The following is a 19,890-nucleotide window of genomic DNA, read 5'->3' as shown; positions in this document are numbered from 1 at the left end:
GGAGACGTTATGTTGACACTCAGCAAATTATATAAATATAGGGAGCAGCAGCAATGAAGAAAGGTTCACAGCTTACGCTCGTGTCCGCGACCATCTGTGCTTTGGCGCTTTTGGCAAGCGGCTGCGGTGGTGGTTCAGACACCAAGGGCGCACAGCAATCGTCCAGCAGCCAGTCAGGCAACAATACCGTCGTTTCGATCCATGGGTGCGAGCCTGCCAAGCCGCTCATTCCCAGCAACACAGTTGAGAGCTGCGGCGGGCAGGTCGTGGACGCCATTAACGCCAAGCTTGTCCGCTTCGACGACCAGGGCAAGGCCCACAATGATCTGGCTTCAGAGATCAAGGGCAACGATGACATGTCCCAGTACAAGGTCACACTGGTCGACGGGCGCAAGTTCTCGGATGGCACTCCCATCACAGCCAAGTCCTTCACCAAGGCCTGGTCCTGGGCAGCCAATGTGAGCAACGGCCAGCTGGGCTCCAGCTTCTTCGCCAACATCAAGGGTTATGACGATCTGCAGAAGCAGGGCGCGCCCGCGGACGGGCAGTTGTCCGGCCTGAAAGTTGTGGATGACAAGACCTTTACCGTGGATCTGAGCTCGCCCTCGTCCACCTTCCCCATCCAGGTGGGTTACACCGCCTTCGCGCCGCTGCCTGAGTCCTTCTATAAGGACACCAAGGCCTATGGGGAGAACCCGGTCAGCTCGGGTCCCTACAAGTTTGAGTCCTGGCAGCACAACGCCATGGTCAAGCTCCGCAAGAACACCGCCTACAAGGGCGATGTCAAGGTCCAGAACGGCGGCATCGACTACAAGGTCTACACCGATGTCGGTTCGGCATACTCCGATGTGCAGGCAGGCAACCTGGACGCGATCGATACCGTCCCCACCTCGGCCCAGAAAACCTTCATGACTGACAACTTGGTTCAGGGCTACAACAAGCCTGGTTCCGTTCTGCAGATGTTTACCATCCCCACCACTATGGAACACTTCGGCCAGGATGAGGAGGGCCACTTGCGTCGTCAGGCCATCTCCATGGCTCTGGATCGCAAGATGCTGATTGACAAGGTTCTGGGCGGTCTGGGGGTGCAGCCCACCGATTTCACCGCGCCGACCATCCCTGGCTACTCCAAGAATCTCAAGGGCTCCGATAATTTGAAGTACAACGCCAAGAAGGCCAAGGATGCCTGGGCCAAGGCCGATGCCATCAGCAAGTGGCCTGCTGACAAGAGTTTCCAAATGGTCTACAATGCCGACGGCGGTGCCAAGGACTTCTATGACGGCATGGCCAACTCCATCAAGAACACGCTTGGGATCAAGGCCGAGGCCACTCCCGTACCCACTTTCAGCGAGTTCCGTGGCAACGTCAACAAGCGCGCCTACAAGGATGCGGCCTTCCGGTCGGCCTGGTCACCCGACTATCCTTCTCCTGAGAGCTATCTGTTGAGCAACTTTGCCAGTTCTGCGGCCGATGGTAACGGGTCCAATGATGGCGATTACAAGAACCCCAAGTTCGATGATCTGCTAAAGCAGGCAGCCAAGGCTAAGGACACCAGTGAGGCCAACAAGCTTTTCCAGCAGGCTGAGGAGATCCTTCTGCAGGACATGCCTGCGGTGCCGCTCTACTACGCCAATAACAAGGGAGCGTCTGCCAAGAATGTGCAGGGATTGACTCTGGGCTGGAACAGCTATCCAAACTTCGCGGAGTTAACCAAGAAGAAGTGATGATCGTGCCGGAAACGGCATAATCCGTCGTCGCTGACCCGGCCGGATCCACACCAAAGCGGATTCGCGCCCGGGTCTTATGTACTGGCAGCGGATTCGGGAAACCAACTAAAGGAAAGAGCAGTATATATGAAGAAGCAATCGGCCCTGACCATTGCTGGCGCCGGACTGTGCGTCATGGCGCTCACGCTGGGCGCCTGCGGCGGTTCCGGCGGATCCGACTCCTCAGCCAAGGGGACCAACGGTGGTAGCTCGGATGCCATGATCTCGGTCTTCAACCCGGAGCCGGCCAATCCACTCATCCCCAGCATGACCAACGAGGTGGGCGGCGGCAACCCCATCGACGTCATGTTCTCCAAGCTGGTCCGCTTCGACGACAAGGGCAAGCCAGCCAACGAGATCGCCAAGCAGATCAAGGCCAACGAGGACAACACCCAGTACACGGTGACCATCAACGACGGCTGGAAGTTCTCGGACGGCACCCCGGTCACCGCACAGTCCTTCACCAAGGCCTGGTCCTGGGCATCCAGCATCGCCAATAAGCAGCTGGGTTCCAGCTTCTTCGCCAACATCAAGGGCTATGACGATCTGCAGAAGGAGGGCACCCCTAGCGATGCCCAGTTGTCTGGCCTCAAGGTCATCGACGACAAGACCTTCACCGTGGACCTGACCTCGCCCTCTTCCACCTTCCCCATCCAGGTGGGCTACACCGCCTTCGCGCCGCTACCTGAATCCTTCTACAAGGACACCAAGGCCTTCGGCGAGAAGCCGGTGACCGTTGGACCCTACAAGTTCAAGTCCTGGGAGCATAACAAGTCCATTAAGCTGGTCAAGGATTCTTCATACAAGGGCGGCGTCAAGGTCAAGAACGGCGGCGTTGAGTTCCGCGCTTACACCGATGCCACAGCAGCCTACCGCGACGTTCAGGCCGGCAACTTGGACGTGCTGGATACCCTGCCTGCCTCGGCTCGCAAGACCTTCCAGACCGACAACACGGTCCAGGCCATCAACGACCCGGGCTCGGTCATCCAGATGTTCACCATTCCTACCTACATGAAGCACTTCGGCCAGGATCAGGAGGGCAAGCTCCGTCGCCAGGCAATCTCCATGTCCATCGACCGGCCAACCATCATCAAAAAAGTGCTGTCCGGAACCGCCAAGGAGGTCCACGACTTCACCGCCCCTGTTATCCCCGGCTATTCAACCAGCATCAAGGGATCCGACGTGCTCAAGTACAACCCGTCCAAGGCCAAGGAGCTCTGGGCCGAGGCCAACAAGATCTCCCCATGGGGCGAGGGCGACACCTTCAAGATCGCCTACAACGCCGATGGTGCCCATAAGGAGATCTACGACGCCGTCACCAACTCCATCAAGAACGCCCTGGGAATCCAGTCTTCGGGCAACCCTCTGCCCACCTTTAGCGAGTTCCGTTCCAACGTGCAGAACCGCAAGTTCACCGACTCGGCCTTCCGCTCCGGTTGGCAGCCTGATTACCCCTCGCCTGAGAGCTATCTGTCCAGCAACTTCGCCAGCTCGGCCGCCAACGGCAACGGGTCCAACGACGGCGACTACAAGAACCCCGAGTTCGACGACCTGATGGACAAGGCAGCCTCCGCCAAGGGTATTGACGAGGCCAACAAGATCTATCAGCAGTCCGAGGAGCTGCTCTTCCGTGACCTGCCCGCAGTCCCGCTCTACTACCAGAATTCCAACGGCGTGGCCGCCAAGAACATCAAGGGATTCTCCTTCAATTGGAAGGGTGTCCCCGCTTACTACAACATCAGCAAGTGAGGTGACGGGAGCCTGAATCCCGCACCTTAAAACTGACACCGCCCGGGCCGGCGCGGAAGGATTTACTCCGCGCCGGCCCTGGTGTTCTTACACCCCTGTTGAGGTGTGCTGGTAGACTCAAACAAGAATTTTTGCGGCGGCCCCGATCCCCATGCCGATCCCGGTCGCGGATGACAAAGGAGAATAGCCGATGGGAAAATATCTTCTGCGACGTATTCTGCAGATGATCCCCGTCGTTCTCGGCACGACACTGCTGATATACGCGCTGGTCTTCGCGCTTCCTGGTGACCCTGTGGCCGCCATGTTCGGGGACAAGCCGGTCAATCAGGCCGTTGCCGCACAGATACGTTCGGAATATAATCTCGACAAGCCCTTCATCGTGCAGTATGTGCTCTTCCTGAAGAACGCGCTGACCCTGAACTTCGGCAACACCTTCGCCGGTCAGCCCGTGGTCAGTGTGATCGGCAGGGCTTTCCCGGTGACTATCAAGCTGGCCTTGATGGCCTTCGTCTTCGAGGGCATCTTCGGTGTGATCTTCGGCATCATCGGCGGCCTGACCAAGGGCAAGTGGTCGGACAACATCATCCTGGTCCTCTCCCTGCTGCTGATTTCGGTGCCTACCTTCGTCACCGGCTTCATCCTGCAGTACCTGTTTGGTGTCAAATGGCATCTGCTGCCAGCCACGGCCGGAGCCAATCCGGGCTTTATTGATCTGCTCATGCCGGCCATCGTGCTGGGGTCGGTATCCATGGCCTCCATCATCCGTCTGACCAGAACGGAGATCACTTCCAACATCTCTGAGGATTATGTGCGCACGGCCCGGGCCAAGGGCATGAGCAACCGATCCGTCATCGTCCGGCATGTATTGCGCAACTCCCTGATTCCCGTAGTCACCTACTTGGGCGCTGACATCGGTGGACTCATGGGCGGGGCCATGATCACCGAGCGCATCTTCAACATCCAGGGCGTGGGCAACACCCTCTACCAGGCCATCCTGAGGGGCGAAGGCACCCTGGTGGTTTCCATCGTGACCATTCTGGTCCTGATCTTCGTCATAACCAGCCTCCTGGTCGACCTGCTCTACGCAGTGCTCGATCCGCGAATCCGGTATGCGTGAGGGAGAGGGACCGACTATGAGTGAAACGGCAATGAACGAGTCAAGCGAACAGAACGAAAGCCAGGTCCACGTATACTTCCCGGACCCCCTGCCGGGGCAGGAGCGGTTCGTGGCCCCCATTGACGAGACACCACTGCGCGAGGTGGATTCGGTGGATGAGGACGTGCCGCCTACCAGCATGTGGGCCGATGCCTGGAAGACCCTGAGGCGCAACCCGCTCTTCATCATCTCTGCAATCCTGGCGATTGTGGTCATCCTAGTGGCCCTCTTCCCCAACCTCTTCGCCAAGCAGGACCCCATGGCCTGCAACCTGTCCAACTCTGTGGAGCCAGGTCGGCCGGGACACCCCTTCGGCTTCGACCTGCAGGGCTGCGATGTCTACAGCCGCGTCATCCATGGGGCTCGGACCTCGGTGGCCATCGGCGTCATGACCACCATCCTGGTCACCGTCTTCGGCGGACTCATCGGCGCAATCGCTGGATTCTTCGGGGGCTGGGTCGACGCAGTACTCAGCCGCATCACCGACATCTTCTTCGCCATCCCTATGATCTTGGGTGCCATCGTGCTCCTGCAGATGTTCCGTACCTCCACCTCACTGTGGAAGATCATACTGACTCTGACCCTCTTCGGCTGGGTCAACATGGCACGTATCACCCGAAGCGCCGTCCTGGAAGCCAAGAACCTGGAGTTCAATACCGCATCCACGGCCTTGGGCTCCACGCCTCTGCGCAACCTCTTCCGGCATATCCTGCCCAACTCACTGGCTCCGGTCATTGTCATGGCTACCATGTCGCTGGGTAGCTACATCGTCTCTGAGGCCACTCTGAGCTTTCTGGGCATCGGCCTACCCTCCACAGTGGTCTCCTGGGGAGGGGATATCTCGACGGCCCAGAGCCTCCTGACCACCAATCCCTCGGTCCTCTTCTATCCCTCCGCAGCCCTGGCCATCACTGTGTTGGCCTTCATCATGATGGGTGACGCGGTCAAGGATGCGTTGGATCCCAAGAGTAGAACGGCCTGAGTGGAGGAAGCATGACTGAAGCAGACAAGAACATGACCACCAATCAGCAGCAGCCTCTGCTCGACGTGAGGGACCTGCAGGTGGACTTCACCGCCGATGGGCGCACTGTTCACGCAGTTCGTGACGCTTCCTTCAACGTCTACCCCGGCCAGTGGGTGGCCATCGTGGGGGAGTCCGGCTCGGGCAAGTCCACCTCGGCCATGGCTGTGCTGGGCCTTCTACCCGGCACCGGCAAGGTGACCGGCGGCAGTATCCGACTCAAGGGTCGCGAGCTGGTGGGCTTGGACCGCAAGGACTACGAGGCACTACGCGGCTCCCAGGTGGGCCTGGTCCCGCAGGACCCCATGAGCAATCTGAACCCGGTCTGGCGCATCGGTTCCCAGGTCAAGGAGGCGCTGACCGCCAACCACATGGATGTCTCCCGGGAGAAGCGCTCCCGGCTGGCCAAGGCTCTGGCTAGCGACGAAGAGGTGAAAGTAAAGAAGTCTGACGACGAGCTCTTCATCTCCTCCAAGGACCTGCCTGGTCTGCTCGAGGCCGCTCGCCAGGCCCTGAGCGACGCCGGGGTTGCTGACGTGGACAAGACCATGGAGGCCATGAAGGCCGAGTGGGATGTGGGTTCTGAGACCCGATGGGGTGTGGCAAAGTCCCTGATTGACGCCGGTGTGAGTGACGACAAAGCCTGGACGCTGGCCAAGGAGCATGTGACCGGTTCGGATATGGATGACCGTATCGCCGGTCTGTTGTCGGAGGCCGGGCTGCCCGAGGCCGCAACCAGGGCACGGCAGTATCCGCATGAGTTCTCCGGCGGCATGCGCCAGCGCGCCCTGATCGCCATCGGCCTGGCTTCCCGCCCTGACCTACTGATTGCGGATGAGCCCACCAGCGCCCTGGACGTGACCGTCCAGAAGCGGATTCTGGACCACCTGCGCAGCCTGACCGAATCCCTGGGCACCGCGGTGCTTTTCATCACACACGACCTGGGTCTGGCGGCCGAGCGCGCCCAGCATATCGTGGTCATGTACCGGGGCCAGGTGGTGGAGTCCGGGCCCAGCCTGGAGGTCCTGCAACACCCCCAGCACCCCTACACCAAGCGGCTGGTCCAAGCTGCGCCCTCGCTGGCCTCCCAGCGCATCATATCCGCCAAGCAGCGTGGTCAGGATGCCGAAGGGCTGCTGGAGCACCACGTCAAGGGCGAGAGCACCTTGGAGCGTAGCGAGCACGTCATCACTGTGGAGCACTTGACACGCGAGTTCAGGCTGCCGCGTCGTAAGGAGATGTTCAAGGCAGTGGACGACGTCTCCTTCTCGGTCAAGCGGGGAACCACCCTGGCCATCGTGGGGGAGTCCGGCTCGGGCAAGTCCACCGTGGCCAACATGGTTCTGCACCTGCTCAAGCCCACCTCGGGTCGGGTGACCTACGAGGGCCAGGACATCGCCGGTTTCGGCAGCCGTCAGCTCATGGAGTTTCGGCGACACGTGCAGCCGGTCTTCCAGAACCCTTACGGCTCCCTGGACCCCATGTACTCCATCTACCGCTCCATCGAGGAGCCCCTGCGCATCCACAAGATCGGCAACGCCAAGTCCAGGCAGAAGCGGGTCAAGGAGCTGCTGAACATGGTGGAGATGCCTGAGTCGGTCATGGGGCGTTACCCCAACGAGCTTTCCGGCGGTCAGCGTCAGCGCATAGCCATCGCTCGGGCCATGGCCCTGAATCCGGATGTGATCATCTGCGACGAGGCCGTCTCCGCCCTGGACGTGCTGGTCCAGGACCAGGTGCTGCGGCTGCTCAACGATCTGCAGGCCGAGCAAGGGCTGAGCTACCTGTTCATCACCCACGATCTGGCCGTGGTCAGGCAGATCGCTGACGAGGTGGTGGTCATGCAGCACGGCCGGCTGGTGGAGCACGCCACCACCGACGAGGTCTTCGACCATCCGCAGCGCCAGTACACCAAGGATCTGCTGGACGCCATTCCAGGCGGCAAGCTGCGCTTGGGTCTCGACTAGGTATCCTTTGCACAGACTCACAAGGAAATGAGGCATCATGGGATTGTTCGGTTTCGGCAGGAAACGCGCCAAGAGGCAGGCCGAGGAGGACGTCAAGGATGAGGAGGACAAGTCCAAGGGGCTCGACAAGTCCAAGGACGCTGAGGAATCCACTGAGCAATCTGATCTGACGTCAGAGACGGATCGTGACGAGACGGCTGCGAAGCAGGACGAAGCCGAGCAGAGCGGCCAAGGCCCTTGGGACAGCATGGATCCCGAGGCGCCCGACACCGATGAGTATCTGGACATCGGCGCCCTGATGCTTCCCTTCCTGCAGGGCAGCGAGCTGAGGCTCAAGGCCAACTCGCAGACCGGCGACGTGCTGGGAGCCACCATCACCTATAAGTCTTCCAGTCTGGAGTTGGAGCCCTTCGCTGCCCCCAAGTCTCTAGGCCTGTGGGACGAGGTTCGGGCCGACCTGCTAAAGGCCAACCCCTCCTGCAAGGAGGTGGACGGCGTCTTTGGCAAGGAGCTGACCCTGCCTGTCAAGGTCAAGGGCAAGAACCTGCTGACTCGGGTGGTGGGCATCGACGGACCCCGTTGGATGCTGCGTGGCATCTTCTCCGGCCCGGCAGCCAAGGGCGGCAAGGAGAAGGATGTTCTTGACGGTTACCTGGCCGACCTGGTGGTGGTCCGTGGTGATGAGCCTCTGGCCCCTCGTGACCTGGTTCCCATGCATGCGCCCATCACCCCCAATCAGCGCCGCGGGGAAGCTGAAGACTCGGAGTCCAAGGACGATGAGAGCGCGCAGATTCCTGGCAAGCCGGAGGGGCCCTTCGACTCGGACCAGCAGACCGAGGTGAAGACCACACTGTCTCGCGGACCCATGTTCTCGGAGGTTCGCTAAGGCTGTGAAGCAGAAGCATTCCGGGCTGGCAGCGCTGGCCGACGACGATTTCTCCGTCATGGAGGCCATCGGCGGATGGCGGGGGATCGTCGAGTCCTTGCTGCCAGGACTGGTATTTCTGCTTTTCTTCCTGGTGACCGGCCGTCTGGGTCTGACCGTTGCGGTTTCAGCAGCCCTGGCCCTGTTGCAACTCTTGATTCGTCTGGTCCAGCGGCAGTCTTTTCTGGGAGCTCTGACCGGTTTGCTCTCGGTGGGCATCTGCTTGGTGGCTGCATGGTTGACCCGGGATGCCCGCAACTATTACCTGCCAGGATTCCTGACCAACGGATTCTGGATTATCGTTTTGGCCGCCTCACTGCTGGCACGGATGCCCGGCATAGGCCTGCTGGTGGAGTATTTGCGCCGACCCGTCGTCTCAGGCTGGAAGCAATGGCTGGTCTCCTGGCGGGGCGAACCTGATCTGATTCGGGCCTATACCCAGGCCACCTTGGTCTGGATCGCCGTCTTTGCGCTTCGTCTGCTGGTTCAGCTGCCGCTCTACATGGCCGGCTCCGTCGGGTTCCTCGGCGCAGCGCGTTTGATTCTGGGCCTGCCCCTGTTTGCTCTGGGCATCTGGATCAGCTGGCTGCTGATCGGAGGCCCTTATCATCGTCGCCAGGTCGACCAGGAGGTCCATGCCGATCATGACTGAAACCAGGGTTCGTCTGCGCATCGAACGCTATGCCGACCAGGGCCGTTGCGTGAGCCACTTGGAGGACGGCCGGGTGGTCTTCGTCCGCTTTGCCCTGCCTGGGGAGCTGGTGGAGGTTCTTTTGGACGAACCTCACGGCCGAGCCGGTAGATTCGCCACAGGCGAGATCACTCAAGTGCTGGAGGCCAGTCCTGACCGCCGTGAGCCAGTCTGGCCCCTGGCTGGACCGCTGGCCTGGGGAGGAGGACTGGGCGGCGCCGATTTGATTCACGTGAGCCTTCCCGGTCAGCTGGCTTGGAAGGCCGATCTGATCGGCCAGCAGATGGCCCGGCTGGGTGGGGTGGATGTCCAGGTGCCTGTGGCTCGGGTTCCAGGCGATGAAGAGTTGGGCGGTCTACACTGGAGGACCCGAATCGAGCTGGTGGCCGACGAACAGGGCCGTCCCTCCATGCGTCGGCGGGGTTCGCATGACCGTCTACCGATTCAGACCATGCCCCTTGCTACGCAGGAGTTGCTGAAGCTGGCCGAGGACCTGGGTATCTGGGAAGGCGGCCTGCCCGCAGGAGCCCGTATACGTCTGGCTGCGCCCCAGCCGCGCGATGGGGGACCGGTTGGCGACAACTACGCCCTGCTGGTCAATGGCCGTCTGCGCCAGGGGAGCCGCCTGCTAACAGAGCGGTTGGAGGCAGGGACGGGACCTGAGTACCGGGTCCAGGCTGACGGATTCTGGCAGGTTCACCGTCAGGCTCCGGTCGTACTGGCCAAGGCGGTATTGGACCAGGCTAAGAGGGCCCTGGCTGGGGTCGCTGAGCCGGTCATCTGGGATCTTTACTGCGGATCAGGTCTCTTCACCCTGCCCCTGGCTGCCCTGGCGGACGGACGAGCCCGGCTCCTGGCTGTGGAGGGTTCCGCCGGAGCCATTGCCAGTGCGAAAAACAATGTGAAACGGGCTGGACTGGACCGAGTGGTCCTGCGCCGAGGTGATGTGGCCAAGGTTTTGACTGGAGGTCCGCCCAAGGGACTGGGCCATCCCGACCTGATCCTACTTGATCCTCCTAGAGCCGGCGCCAAGGCTGCGGTCTGTCGACTGCTGGCCGCCAGCGGGGCTGGGACCATCATCTATGTGGCCTGCGATCCGACCAGCCTGGCTAGGGATACGTCCACCCTGATTTCCCTAGGCTATAGTCCCAAGCATCTTGAGGCCTTTGACATCTACCCGATGACCCACCACGTGGAGACGGTGGCGGTCTTCACCCGCACGGCGGGAAGGCGGCGCTGACTTGAACCGCGCCGGGCGGGTCTTGGCAGTGGTCAGGCGGCTCTGCGGTCTGTTGATGGCGGTCGCCCTGTTGGCAGGCTTGCCCATGCTGACCGGCTGTGCCCCAAAGGACAGGGCCGTGGGCGACTCCTGGAATGATGGCACCGTGCCTCATGACGGTGTCGATCGCTCCGACATACTAGTGGCTTTGATTGGCTGTCCGCAGACGGGTGGCAAGAACCCGGATGCGGGTCTTGACGGCCGCATCCTGGCATCGTTGGAGGCGGAGCGCATGAAGGGCTATTTCTCCTCAGCGCAGTCCACCAGCGATCAGCAGGATGGGGTGCAGGATGCAGTCAACCGCGGGGTGAGTCTGATTCTGATTCGCCAACCTGGAGCTGGCGACTGGAGCTCGGCTCTGAAGGCGGCCCGAAAGGCGGGTATCCCTGTGGTGGAGTTCGCTCAAAGCGCCAAGGCTTGGACCCCTGACCCAGGTAGGCTCTACTATGCGGCTACGGTCCATCCGGTGGATTCTGCTGGGCATCCGCACGCGCCCTTGCTGGCAGACGCCCTGCAGACCATTGTGGACGACGGACCGCATGCAAGGATCATGGCCGTGCGCTTGAGCGCCGACCGAGAGGGGGCCGAGGATGAGCACGGGCAGTGAGCAAGAGCCGAAATCGGGCACAGGCTTTCCGGACACCGATCGGCCGGGGCTGGGCTCCCAGGAGGTGGAGCAGCTGAAGGCTCAGGGCCTTGTCAACGTCTCCCAGGACCAAACCTCGCGCAGCCTGGGCCAGATCATCCGCGACAACGTCTTCACCCTCTTCAACGGGATCATCCTGACCGCCATGGTGGTGGTCCTGCTGACCGGGCAGTGGAAAGACGCGGTCTTCGGCCTGATCATCATCATCAACACAGGCATTGGCGTGGCCACCGAGCTCAAGGCCAAGCACACCCTGGACGGGCTGTCCATCCTGGTGGCGTCCGACTACACGGTGCGCAGGGATGGGCGCAACCTGACCGTGCCCCACGATGCCATCGTCAAGGGTGACCTGCTCTGGATCCGCTCCGGGGATCAGGTGCCCGCCGACGCGCAGATCATCGACACCTACGGTCTGGAGCTGGACGAGTCCATGCTGACCGGTGAGTCGCGCACAGTCAAGCACAAGCCGGGCGACCAGGTCTACTCGGGTTCCACAGCCGTCTCGGGCATGGCTCTGGCCCAGGTGACCGCCGTGGGCGCCGACTCCTACGCCGCCACGCTGACGGCCAAGGCCAAGGTCTACAAGAAGGTTCGCTCTGACCTGAACGAGGGCATCAACACCATCCTCAAGGTCATGACGGTAGTGGTCATTCCCCTCTGTCTGCTGCTCATCTTCACCCAGATGCGGACCGTGGGCGGCTTCCAGACGGCGCTGGCCACGGGAGCCTGGCGGCAGGCTGTGGTGTCTGCCGTGGCCGGTGTTGTGGGCATGATCCCCGAGGGTTTGGTCCTCTTGACCTCCCTGAACTTCGCCCTGGCCGCCATCCGCCTGGCCCGGCATCAGACCCTGGTCCAGCAGATGGAGTCCGTGGAGACCCTGGCCAGGGTGGATGCCCTGAATCTGGACAAGACCGGCACCATCACCGACGGGGGCATCGTCTATAACGACCTGCACCAGCTGGCCGAGGATCTGCCGGCACAGCAGCTCCGGCAGGCCCTGGTGGACGTCTGCGCAGAGGAGAGCCCCAACGCCACCGGCCGAGCCATCCTCAAGGGGATGGATGACCCGCACCCCGGCAGAGCCGTCAGCCGCCTGCCCTTTTCCTCGGCCCGCAAGTGGAGCGCCGTTGCCGACCAGTCCGGGCGGATCTGGTACTTCGGCGCCCCGGAGGTGCTCCTGGCATCCCAGGCGGGCAGATGGCCCCAGGTGGATCAGCAAGTGGCCGACCTAGCCGACCGCGGCTACCGGGTGCTGATGCTGGCCGCCCCCGATGGGTATCCGAGCACCGACCAGTCTGACTACTTCACCAGCAGTCCCGATCTGCCCGGGAACCTGAAGCCCCTGGCCCTGATCACCTGCTCTGAGCACATCCGCGACGACGCTGCCGAGACCCTGGCATGGTTCCGTCAACAGGGCGTGCGCTGCCGGGTCATTTCGGGCGACAACCCGGCCACGGTGGCGGCCATCGCCAGCAAGGTGGGTCTGACCGGCGACCGGGCACCCCGGGCCATGGATGCCCGTCAGCTGCCCGAAGACACGGCAGCTCTGGCCGAGGTCCTGGAGGACGTGGACGTGCTGGGCCGGGTTCTGCCCGACCAGAAGAAGGCCATCGTCCAGGCCCTGCACCTGAAGGGTCACACAGTGGCTATGACCGGCGACGGGGTCAACGACTCCCTGGCCCTCAAAGAGGCGGATCTGGGCATCGCCATGGGCAATGCTGCGGCCGCCACTAAGGCCGTGGCCCAGCTGGTCCTGGTGGATTCGCGCTTCTCCCATCTGCCTGACGTGGTGGCCCGGGGTCGGCAAGTCATGGCCAACATGGAGCGTGTGGCCGGCCTCTTCCTGGTCAAGACCGTCTACTCGGCCCTGATCTCCCTGGGCGTGGTCCTGACCGGCATCCCCTTCCCCTACCTGCCACGGCACATCACCTACATCGGCGCCCTGACCATCGGCACACCGGCCTTCTTCCTGGCGCTGGCCCACAACACCAGGCGCTACCGGCCCGGCTTCCTCAAGCGGGTGGTTACCTTCGCCCTGCCCTCGGGCATCGCCACGGCTTTCATTGTGCTGGCGGCGGCCTGGAGCCTGCCCGTTCTGTTGGACCTGAACCTGGCTCGGCCCGGGGATCTGGGACGCTGGCGGTCCGTCTGCGCCATCATTCTCTTCTGCATGGGCGTGCTAGTCCTGACCCAGGTGGCCCGACCTCTGCGCTCCTGGAGGGGCCTACTGGTCCTCTTCTTCGCCGCAGCCGGAGTGATCGGAGCCCTGATTCCCATAGTGGCGCAGTTCTTCGCCATCAGTCTGCCCACTGGTCCTGCCCTGGCCGCCACCGTGGCCTTCGCCCTGGTTGGTGCTCTGCTCATGGTTCTGGCCGTCCTCGGCTATCCAGCATGCGCACGTTACATCCGTCAGGTAACACATGGGCGCTAAGAATGAACCTCAAAAGCACAGATAAGCGTCGCTGACGGCTTGGGGTTCTCCCGCCGCCGGTCCACATGGGCGCAAGGACTAATGCCTGAGCGTCCAAGGAAGGGGTGGTGCATGTCAGAATCCGCACAAGATGCCGGTCGTTCCAAGCTCAAGGTGGGCTCCGAGGAGTTCGAATACTACCGAATCAGCGACCTGCCGGGGATTGATCACCTGCCCTACAGCCTGCGCATCCTGGCTGAGAATCTGCTGCGGCACCAGAACGGAACCACGGTGACCCGGGACCAACTGGACCAACTTCTGAACTGGAACCCCAAGGCCCAGCCTGATAGGGAGATCCAGTTCAGCCCCGCCCGGGTGCTCATGCAGGACTTCACCGGCGTGCCCTGTATGGTCGACCTGGCCACCATGCGCGACGTCGTCAAGGCCCTGGGCGACGACCCTTCCCTGGTCAACCCGCTCATCCCCGCGCAGATGGTCATCGACCACTCCGTCCAGGTGGACAGCTCGGGCGTGCCCGGCGCCCTGGAGCACAACATGGATCTTGAATACCAGCGCAACAGTGAGCGTTACCGCTTCCTGCGCTGGAGCCAGCAGGCCTTCCAAAACTTCCGCGTGGTGCCCCCGGGCACCGGCATCATCCACCAGGTCAACCTGGAGTATCTGGCCCAAGTGGTAATGCGCAGGGACAGGACCCAGGGAGAGGGGCCGGCTCTGGTCTACCCCGACTCCTGCGTGGGCACCGACTCCCACACCACCATGGTCAACGGCCTGGGCGTGCTGGGCTGGGGCGTGGGCGGCATCGAGGCCGAGGCGGCCATGCTGGGCCAGCCCATCTCCATGCTGGTGCCCCAGGTCTTGGGCTTCAAACTGACCGGATCGATTCCCGAGGGGGTCACCGCCACTGACGTGGTGCTGACCGTGACCCAGATGCTGCGCGAGGTGGGAGTGGTGGGCCGATTCGTGGAGTTCCACGGCAAGGGTCTGGCCCAGGTCCCCCTGGCCAACCGGGCCACCCTGGGCAACATGAGCCCTGAGTTCGGCTCCACCTGCGCCATCTTCCCCATCGACCGAATCACCCTGGACTACCTGCGTCTGACCGGTCGCAGCGACGACCATGTGCGCCTGGTGGAGGCCTATGCCAAGGCCAACGGCTTGTGGATGGACCCGGAGGATGCCGACTGCCCCGAGCCTGAGTATTCGCAGGTGCTGGAGCTGGACCTGTCTACGGTGCGGCCATCCATCGCCGGCCCCCGGCGGCCTCAGGACCGCATCCTGCTGGACCAGGCCCAAAAGACCTTCCATCGGGACCTCAAGGATTACAGCGACCAGGGCAGGGACAACGGCGAGGCTGTGCCGGTCAAGAAGGCCGACGGCAGCGAGTTCAGCCTGCGGGACGGGGATGTGGTCATTGCGGCTATCACCTCATGCACCAACACCTCCAACCCCTCGGTCATGGTGGCTGCTGGTCTTCTGGCCCGCCTGGCACGCGCCCGGGGCCTCAAGCCCAAGCCCTGGGTCAAGACCTCATTGGCTCCTGGCTCCCAGGTGGTGACGGACTATCTGACCCGGACCGGCTTGAGCGAGGACCTGGACGCCCTGGGCTTCGAGCTGGTCGGCTACGGCTGCACCACCTGCATCGGCAACTCCGGCCCTCTGGACCCGGCCATTCACCAGGCCATCGCCGATCATGACCTGACGGTGACGGCTGTGCTCTCGGGCAACAGGAACTTCGAAGGGCGCATCAGCCCGGATGTGAAGATGAACTACCTGGCCTCGCCGCCCCTGGTGGTGGCCTACGCCCTGGCAGGCACCATGGACTTCGACCCCTGGCGCGACCCCCTGGGCCAGGACAACCAGGGCAAACCAGTCATGCTGGCGGACATCTGGCCCTCCCAGGAGGCCATCGAGTCCGTGGTGGGCACCGCCCTGGACCGGGACATGTACCTGCGCGACTATGCGGATGTCTTCGGCGGGGATGAGCGCTGGCGGAAGCTGGAGGTGCCGGAGGGCGAGCTCTTCCACTGGGACCAGGATTCCACCTACATCCGTCGCCAGACCTTCTTCGACGGCATGAAGGCCCAGCCCGACCGCCTGGGAGACATCCATGGGGCCCGGGTGCTGGCCCTGCTGGGGGATTCGGTCACCACCGACCACATCTCGCCTGCAGGGGCCATCAAGGCTGACGCTCCGGCCGGCCGCTATCTGCAGGAACATGGCATAGCCCCCAGGGACTTCAACTCCTACGGCTCCCGGCGCGGCAACCACGAGGTCATGGTCAGGGGCACCTTCGGCAACATCCGTCTGCGCAATCAGCTGCTGGCCTCGGTGGGGCTGGATGTGCGCCCGGGAGGGTTCACCTACGACTTCCTGGATGGTCAGGAGACGACCATCTTCGAGGCGGCACAGGACTACGCCAGGCAGGGCACGCCCCTGGTGATACTGGCCGGCAGTGAGTACGGCACAGGCTCCTCAAGGGATTGGGCGGCCAAGGGCACAAGGATGCTGGGTGTGCGGGCTGTCATCGCCAGGTCCTTCGAGCGCATCCACCGCAGCAACCTGATCGGCATGGGCGTGCTGCCGCTGGAGTTCCCAGCGGGTCAGTCGGCCCAGAGCCTGGGTCTGGATGGCCAGGAGACCTATGACCTGATCGGCGTCGATGCCCTGAACAGCTCCCTGCCCGAGCAGGTTCAGGTGCGGGCTCAGCGGCCCGATGGTAGCAAGGTGGAGTTTGAGGCCAAGGTGCGTATCGACACACCTGGCGAGGCGGAGTATTACCGCAACGGCGGCATCCTGCAGTACGTGCTGCGTGGTCTGCTGTCCAGAGCTAACCAGGAAGCCTGAAGAAGATATAAAAAATCCCCGCCACCAATGCCAGGGGCGGGGATTTCCTTGTCAGTTGCGATCGCCGACCAGGTCCAGGATGTAGAGGAAGAGGTTGACGAAGTCCAGGTAGAGGTTGAGTGCGCAGAGGATGGAGACTCGCTTGATGGCTTCCGGCCCCTGGCTGCGGTAGGTGGCGAAGATGACCCTGGTCTGTTGGGCGTCGTACATGGTGAGCCCGGCGAAGAGGATGATGCCGATGGCCGAGACCACGCGCAGGGCCGTGTTGGAGGGGGCCACGAAAAGCATGACCACCTGGACCAGGATCAGCATGAGCAGGCCGGCCATGAAGATGGACCCCATGCCCAGCATGTTGCGCCGCGTGGTCAGCCCCAGCATGCTCAGGACGAAGAAGAAGCCTGCGCTGATCACCAGGGTCAGCATGATTGACGGCAGGGAGTAGGTCATGAAGATGGTGCTCAGGGTGAAGCCCATCAGGGCCGCATAGATGTAGAACATGACCCGGGCGGTGGAGGTGCGCATGCGCATAACACGGACGCTCAGGACCATGGCGAAGGCCACCTGGACCACGGCCATGCCGATCCAGCCCAAGGTGCCCGTGGCCTGCATGAAGGCCAGGAGCAGACCGGTCCGGGCTGTCAGGTAGGCGGTCAGGGCGGTGACCAGCAGGCCGACGGCCATCTCCGCATAGGCACGGGACATGGAGACCCGTTCCGCCTTTTCAAAGCTGTATGCTGCGTTGGTGTCGATGGGCGAACCCATGCCGTAGGGCTCACCGCCCTGCATGGTCGGCATCGGCTGCTGCGCGTACTGACCGTATGGGGCCTGCGGCCGCGGATTCCCGTTGAAAGCCATCTGCTCCTCCTTGTCTTCCCGCCTGTGGCGGATGGTCGTCTTATTTAAGTCTACATGGTTGGTTTGGCGGTATAAAGGGTGTTTGCTCTGGCTGGAATCAGGCGGGGGTGGCCGTCATGGCGGGGTGGACGGAGTGTTGTGGTGGGGGCGCGGGAGGGATGTGTTGGCTCTCTTGGGGTTTGAGCCTTAAATTGGCACGGTCCTCCCTGCTCCCCCTTGATAGGCCGGGAGCGGGGGATTGATACGCCGCCCGGCCGCTCTTACTCGTGCGAAGCATGAAGCAGTTGGTGTTGTTCCTTCCGGTGGCGGCGCGATGCCAAGACCCCGCCCATGCCGGTCAGGCCGGTGGCCAGGGCGAGCAGGATGCCCTGCCCGCCGGCACGGGGGAGCACGTCTGCTGGCAGGTACGTGTACCTCAAGGATGTGTCCGGCGTTTGGGGTGCGCCGCCCAGCGTGTAGTCCACGCTGACCGTGACCGTGCCCGGCAAATGTGCGGGCGTGGTCACGGTGACGCTGCTGCCGTCGCCGCGCGTCAGGTTCATGCCCGGGCTGGTGTCGAATCTGATGCCGGTGATTACCGGTGGCAGGGGGAACACCACCGGCACAGGAACGTTCGAGTCGTTTCTGGAGTTGTCGCCGAGCTGGCCATACCGGTTTTCTCCCCATGCGTTGGCGTTTCCGTCCGTGCTGATCGCCAGCGAATGCCGCCAACCGCCACTCACTAGTACGGCGTTTAGCAAGTGGTAGGCCGAGCTTGTGGACCGATTGGAGACGAACACTTTCACGGGGATTGTCCGATTGTTTCTGGTATTGTCGCCGAGCTGGCCATAGCTGTTTAATCCCCATGCGTACACGTGTCCCTCGCTGTCCACGGCCAGCGAATGCTCTTGTCCGCCGCTTACCTGTATGGTTTTCAGTCCTTTGCTTGCATCAGTGGGGCTGTCAGGATCGAGCACGCGCACAGGGATAGACGAATGGTCGTCGCTGGTGTTGTTGCCGAGCTGGCCATAGTAGTTGTATCCCCATGCGTAGGCGTATCCGTCGCTGCCCACGGCCAGCGAATGATCGCCTCCAGCGCTCACCTGCACGTAAGTGAAATCCTCAGGCAGGTCCGCATACGTCTTGTGATCAGGTTTCTTTACCATAACCGGTGTAGTCTGTTGTATGGTTGTCCTGTCGCCGAGCTGGCCATACTTGTCGTCTCCCCAGGCGTACGCGTTCCCGTTGCTATCCATGGCCAGTGAATGATCGTATCCAGCGCTGACTTGTGTGACTTTCAGTCCTTTGCTCGTATCAGTGGTGCTGTCGGGATCGCGTACGCGCACAGGGACAAGACTCCTGGCGTTACTATTAAATTGCCCCGTGGGGATGCTGTCGTTGCCGAGCTGGCCAAACCCGTTGTGTCCCCATGCGTATGCGTATCCGTCGCTTCCTACGGCCAACGAATAATTGTATCCGGCGCTGACTTGTGTGACTTTCAGTCCTTTGCTCGTATCAGTGGTGCTGTCGGGATCGCGTACGCGCACAGGGACAAGACTCCTGGCGTTACTATTAAATTGCCCCGTGGGGATGCTGTCGTTGCCGAGCTGGCCAAACCCGTTGTGTCCCCATGCGTATGCGTATCCGTCGCTTCCTACGGCCAACGAATAATTGTATCCGGCGCTGACTTGTGTGACTTTCAGTCCTTTGCTCGTATCAGTGGTGCTGTCGGGATCGCGTACGCGCACAGGGACAAGACTCCTGGCGTTACTATTAAATTGCCCCGTGGGGATGCTGTCGTTGCCGAGCTGGCCAAACCCGTTGTGTCCCCATGCGTATGCGTATCCGTCGCTTCCTACGGCCAACGAATAATTGTATCCGGCGCTGACTTGTGTGACTTTCAGTCCTTTGCTCGTATCAGTGGTGCTGTCGGGATCGCGTACGCGCACAGGGACAAGACTCCTGGCGTTACTATTAAATTGCCCCGTGGGGATGCTGTCGTTGCCGAGCTGGCCAAACCCGTTGTGTCCCCATGCGTATGCGTATCCGTCGCTTCCTACGGCCAACGAATAATTGTATCCGGCGCTGACTTGTGTGACTTTCAGTCCTTTGCTCGTATCAGTGGTGCTGTCGGGATCGCGTACGCGCACAGGGACAAGACTCCTGGCGTTACTATTAAATTGCCCCGTGGGGATGCTGTCGTTGCCGAGCTGGCCAAACCCGTTGTGTCCCCATGCGTATGCGTATCCGTCGCTTCCTACGGCCAACGAATAATTGTATCCGGCGCTGACTTGTGTGACTTTCAGTCCTTTGCTCGTATCAGTGGTGCTGTCGGGATCGCGTACGCGCACAGGGACAAGACTCCTGGCGTTACTATTAAATTGCCCCGTGGGGATGCTGTCGTTGCCGAGCTGGCCAAACCCGTTGTGTCCCCATGCGTATGCGTATCCGTCGCTTCCTACGGCCAACGAATAATTGTATCCGGCGCTGACTTGTGTGACTTTCAGTCCTTTGCTCGTATCAGTGGTGCTGTCGGGATCGCGTACGCGCACAGGGACAAGACTCCTGGCGTTACTATTAAATT

At 62.0% G+C, this 19,890-nt stretch carries 13 protein-coding genes; 11 read left to right on the top strand and 2 right to left on the bottom strand.

All coding sequences use genetic code 11. From position 1 onward, the window contains the following. Positions 1-53 precede the first annotated feature (53 nt). The 11 genes from CI603_RS07790 (at position 54) to acnA (ending at position 16,472) form a co-directional block, all read left to right on the top strand. A complete protein-coding gene (locus CI603_RS07790) occupies positions 54-1,724 on the top strand; it encodes an ABC transporter substrate-binding protein (protein ID WP_121913672.1) in 1,671 nt (556 codons plus the stop codon). 129 nt (positions 1,725-1,853) lie between these two features. Further along, positions 1,854-3,515, top strand: coding sequence for an ABC transporter substrate-binding protein (locus tag CI603_RS07785; RefSeq protein WP_121913671.1), 1,662 nt, complete (start codon positions 1,854-1,856; stop codon positions 3,513-3,515). A gap of 190 nt (positions 3,516-3,705) precedes the next feature. Beyond that, on the top strand, positions 3,706-4,632 hold the full coding sequence (locus CI603_RS07780) for an ABC transporter permease (RefSeq protein WP_121913670.1): 927 nt from the start codon (positions 3,706-3,708) through the stop codon (positions 4,630-4,632). 31 nt (positions 4,633-4,663) lie between these two features. Continuing rightward, positions 4,664-5,653, top strand: a complete 990-nt coding sequence (locus CI603_RS07775; protein WP_121913669.1) for an ABC transporter permease — start codon at positions 4,664-4,666, stop codon at positions 5,651-5,653. Between the two features lie 11 nt (positions 5,654-5,664). Next, complete coding sequence (locus CI603_RS07770) at positions 5,665-7,659, top strand: ABC transporter ATP-binding protein (protein WP_121913668.1); 1,995 nt, start codon at positions 5,665-5,667, stop codon at positions 7,657-7,659. A 37-nt stretch (positions 7,660-7,696) separates the two neighbouring features. Further along, complete coding sequence (locus CI603_RS07765) at positions 7,697-8,545, top strand: DUF3710 domain-containing protein (RefSeq protein ID WP_046322756.1); 849 nt, start codon at positions 7,697-7,699, stop codon at positions 8,543-8,545. A 4-nt stretch (positions 8,546-8,549) separates the two neighbouring features. Then, entirely contained in the window at positions 8,550-9,236 is a 687-nt protein-coding gene (locus CI603_RS07760; protein WP_110425098.1) for a DUF3159 domain-containing protein, read from the top strand. After that, positions 9,229-10,515: a class I SAM-dependent RNA methyltransferase gene (locus tag CI603_RS07755; RefSeq protein WP_121913750.1), complete on the top strand. Its 1,287-nt coding sequence runs from the start codon at positions 9,229-9,231 to the stop codon at positions 10,513-10,515. The genes CI603_RS07760 and CI603_RS07755 overlap by 8 nt, the downstream gene beginning before the upstream one ends. A 1-nt stretch (position 10,516) precedes the next feature. Next, positions 10,517-11,161, top strand: a complete 645-nt coding sequence (locus CI603_RS07750; protein ID WP_121913667.1) for a substrate-binding domain-containing protein — start codon at positions 10,517-10,519, stop codon at positions 11,159-11,161. Next, the gene (locus CI603_RS07745; protein WP_121913666.1) at positions 11,145-13,631 is read left to right on the top strand and encodes an HAD-IC family P-type ATPase; all 2,487 of its coding nucleotides are present in this window, start codon (positions 11,145-11,147) and stop codon (positions 13,629-13,631) included. The genes CI603_RS07750 and CI603_RS07745 overlap by 17 nt, the downstream gene beginning before the upstream one ends. A gap of 111 nt (positions 13,632-13,742) precedes the next feature. Beyond that, entirely contained in the window at positions 13,743-16,472 is a 2,730-nt protein-coding gene (gene acnA / locus CI603_RS07740) for an aconitate hydratase AcnA (protein ID WP_121913665.1), read from the top strand. 51 nt (positions 16,473-16,523) lie between these two features. Here the strand turns inward: acnA and CI603_RS07735 are convergent, their stop codons facing one another. Together CI603_RS07735 and CI603_RS07730 are read right to left on the bottom strand one after the other, a co-directional pair. After that, positions 16,524-17,327 (bottom strand): Bax inhibitor-1/YccA family protein, encoded by an 804-nt coding sequence (locus CI603_RS07735; RefSeq protein WP_121913664.1) that lies wholly within the window; start codon positions 17,325-17,327, stop codon positions 16,524-16,526. Positions 17,328-17,587: 260 nt separating this feature from the next. Then, positions 17,588-19,890, bottom strand: a 2,303-nt coding sequence (locus CI603_RS07730) for an RCC1 domain-containing protein (RefSeq protein WP_395947976.1), incomplete at its 5' end; no start/stop codon positions are given.

This window comes from Bifidobacterium sp. wkB338 (genome assembly GCF_003688325.1).
In the GTDB taxonomy this organism is placed as follows: Bacteria; Actinomycetota; Actinomycetes; order Actinomycetales; family Bifidobacteriaceae; genus Bombiscardovia; species Bombiscardovia polysaccharolytica.
Note: the sequence above shows the minus strand (reverse complement) of the source record. Positions and strands in the feature narration are given on the sequence as shown.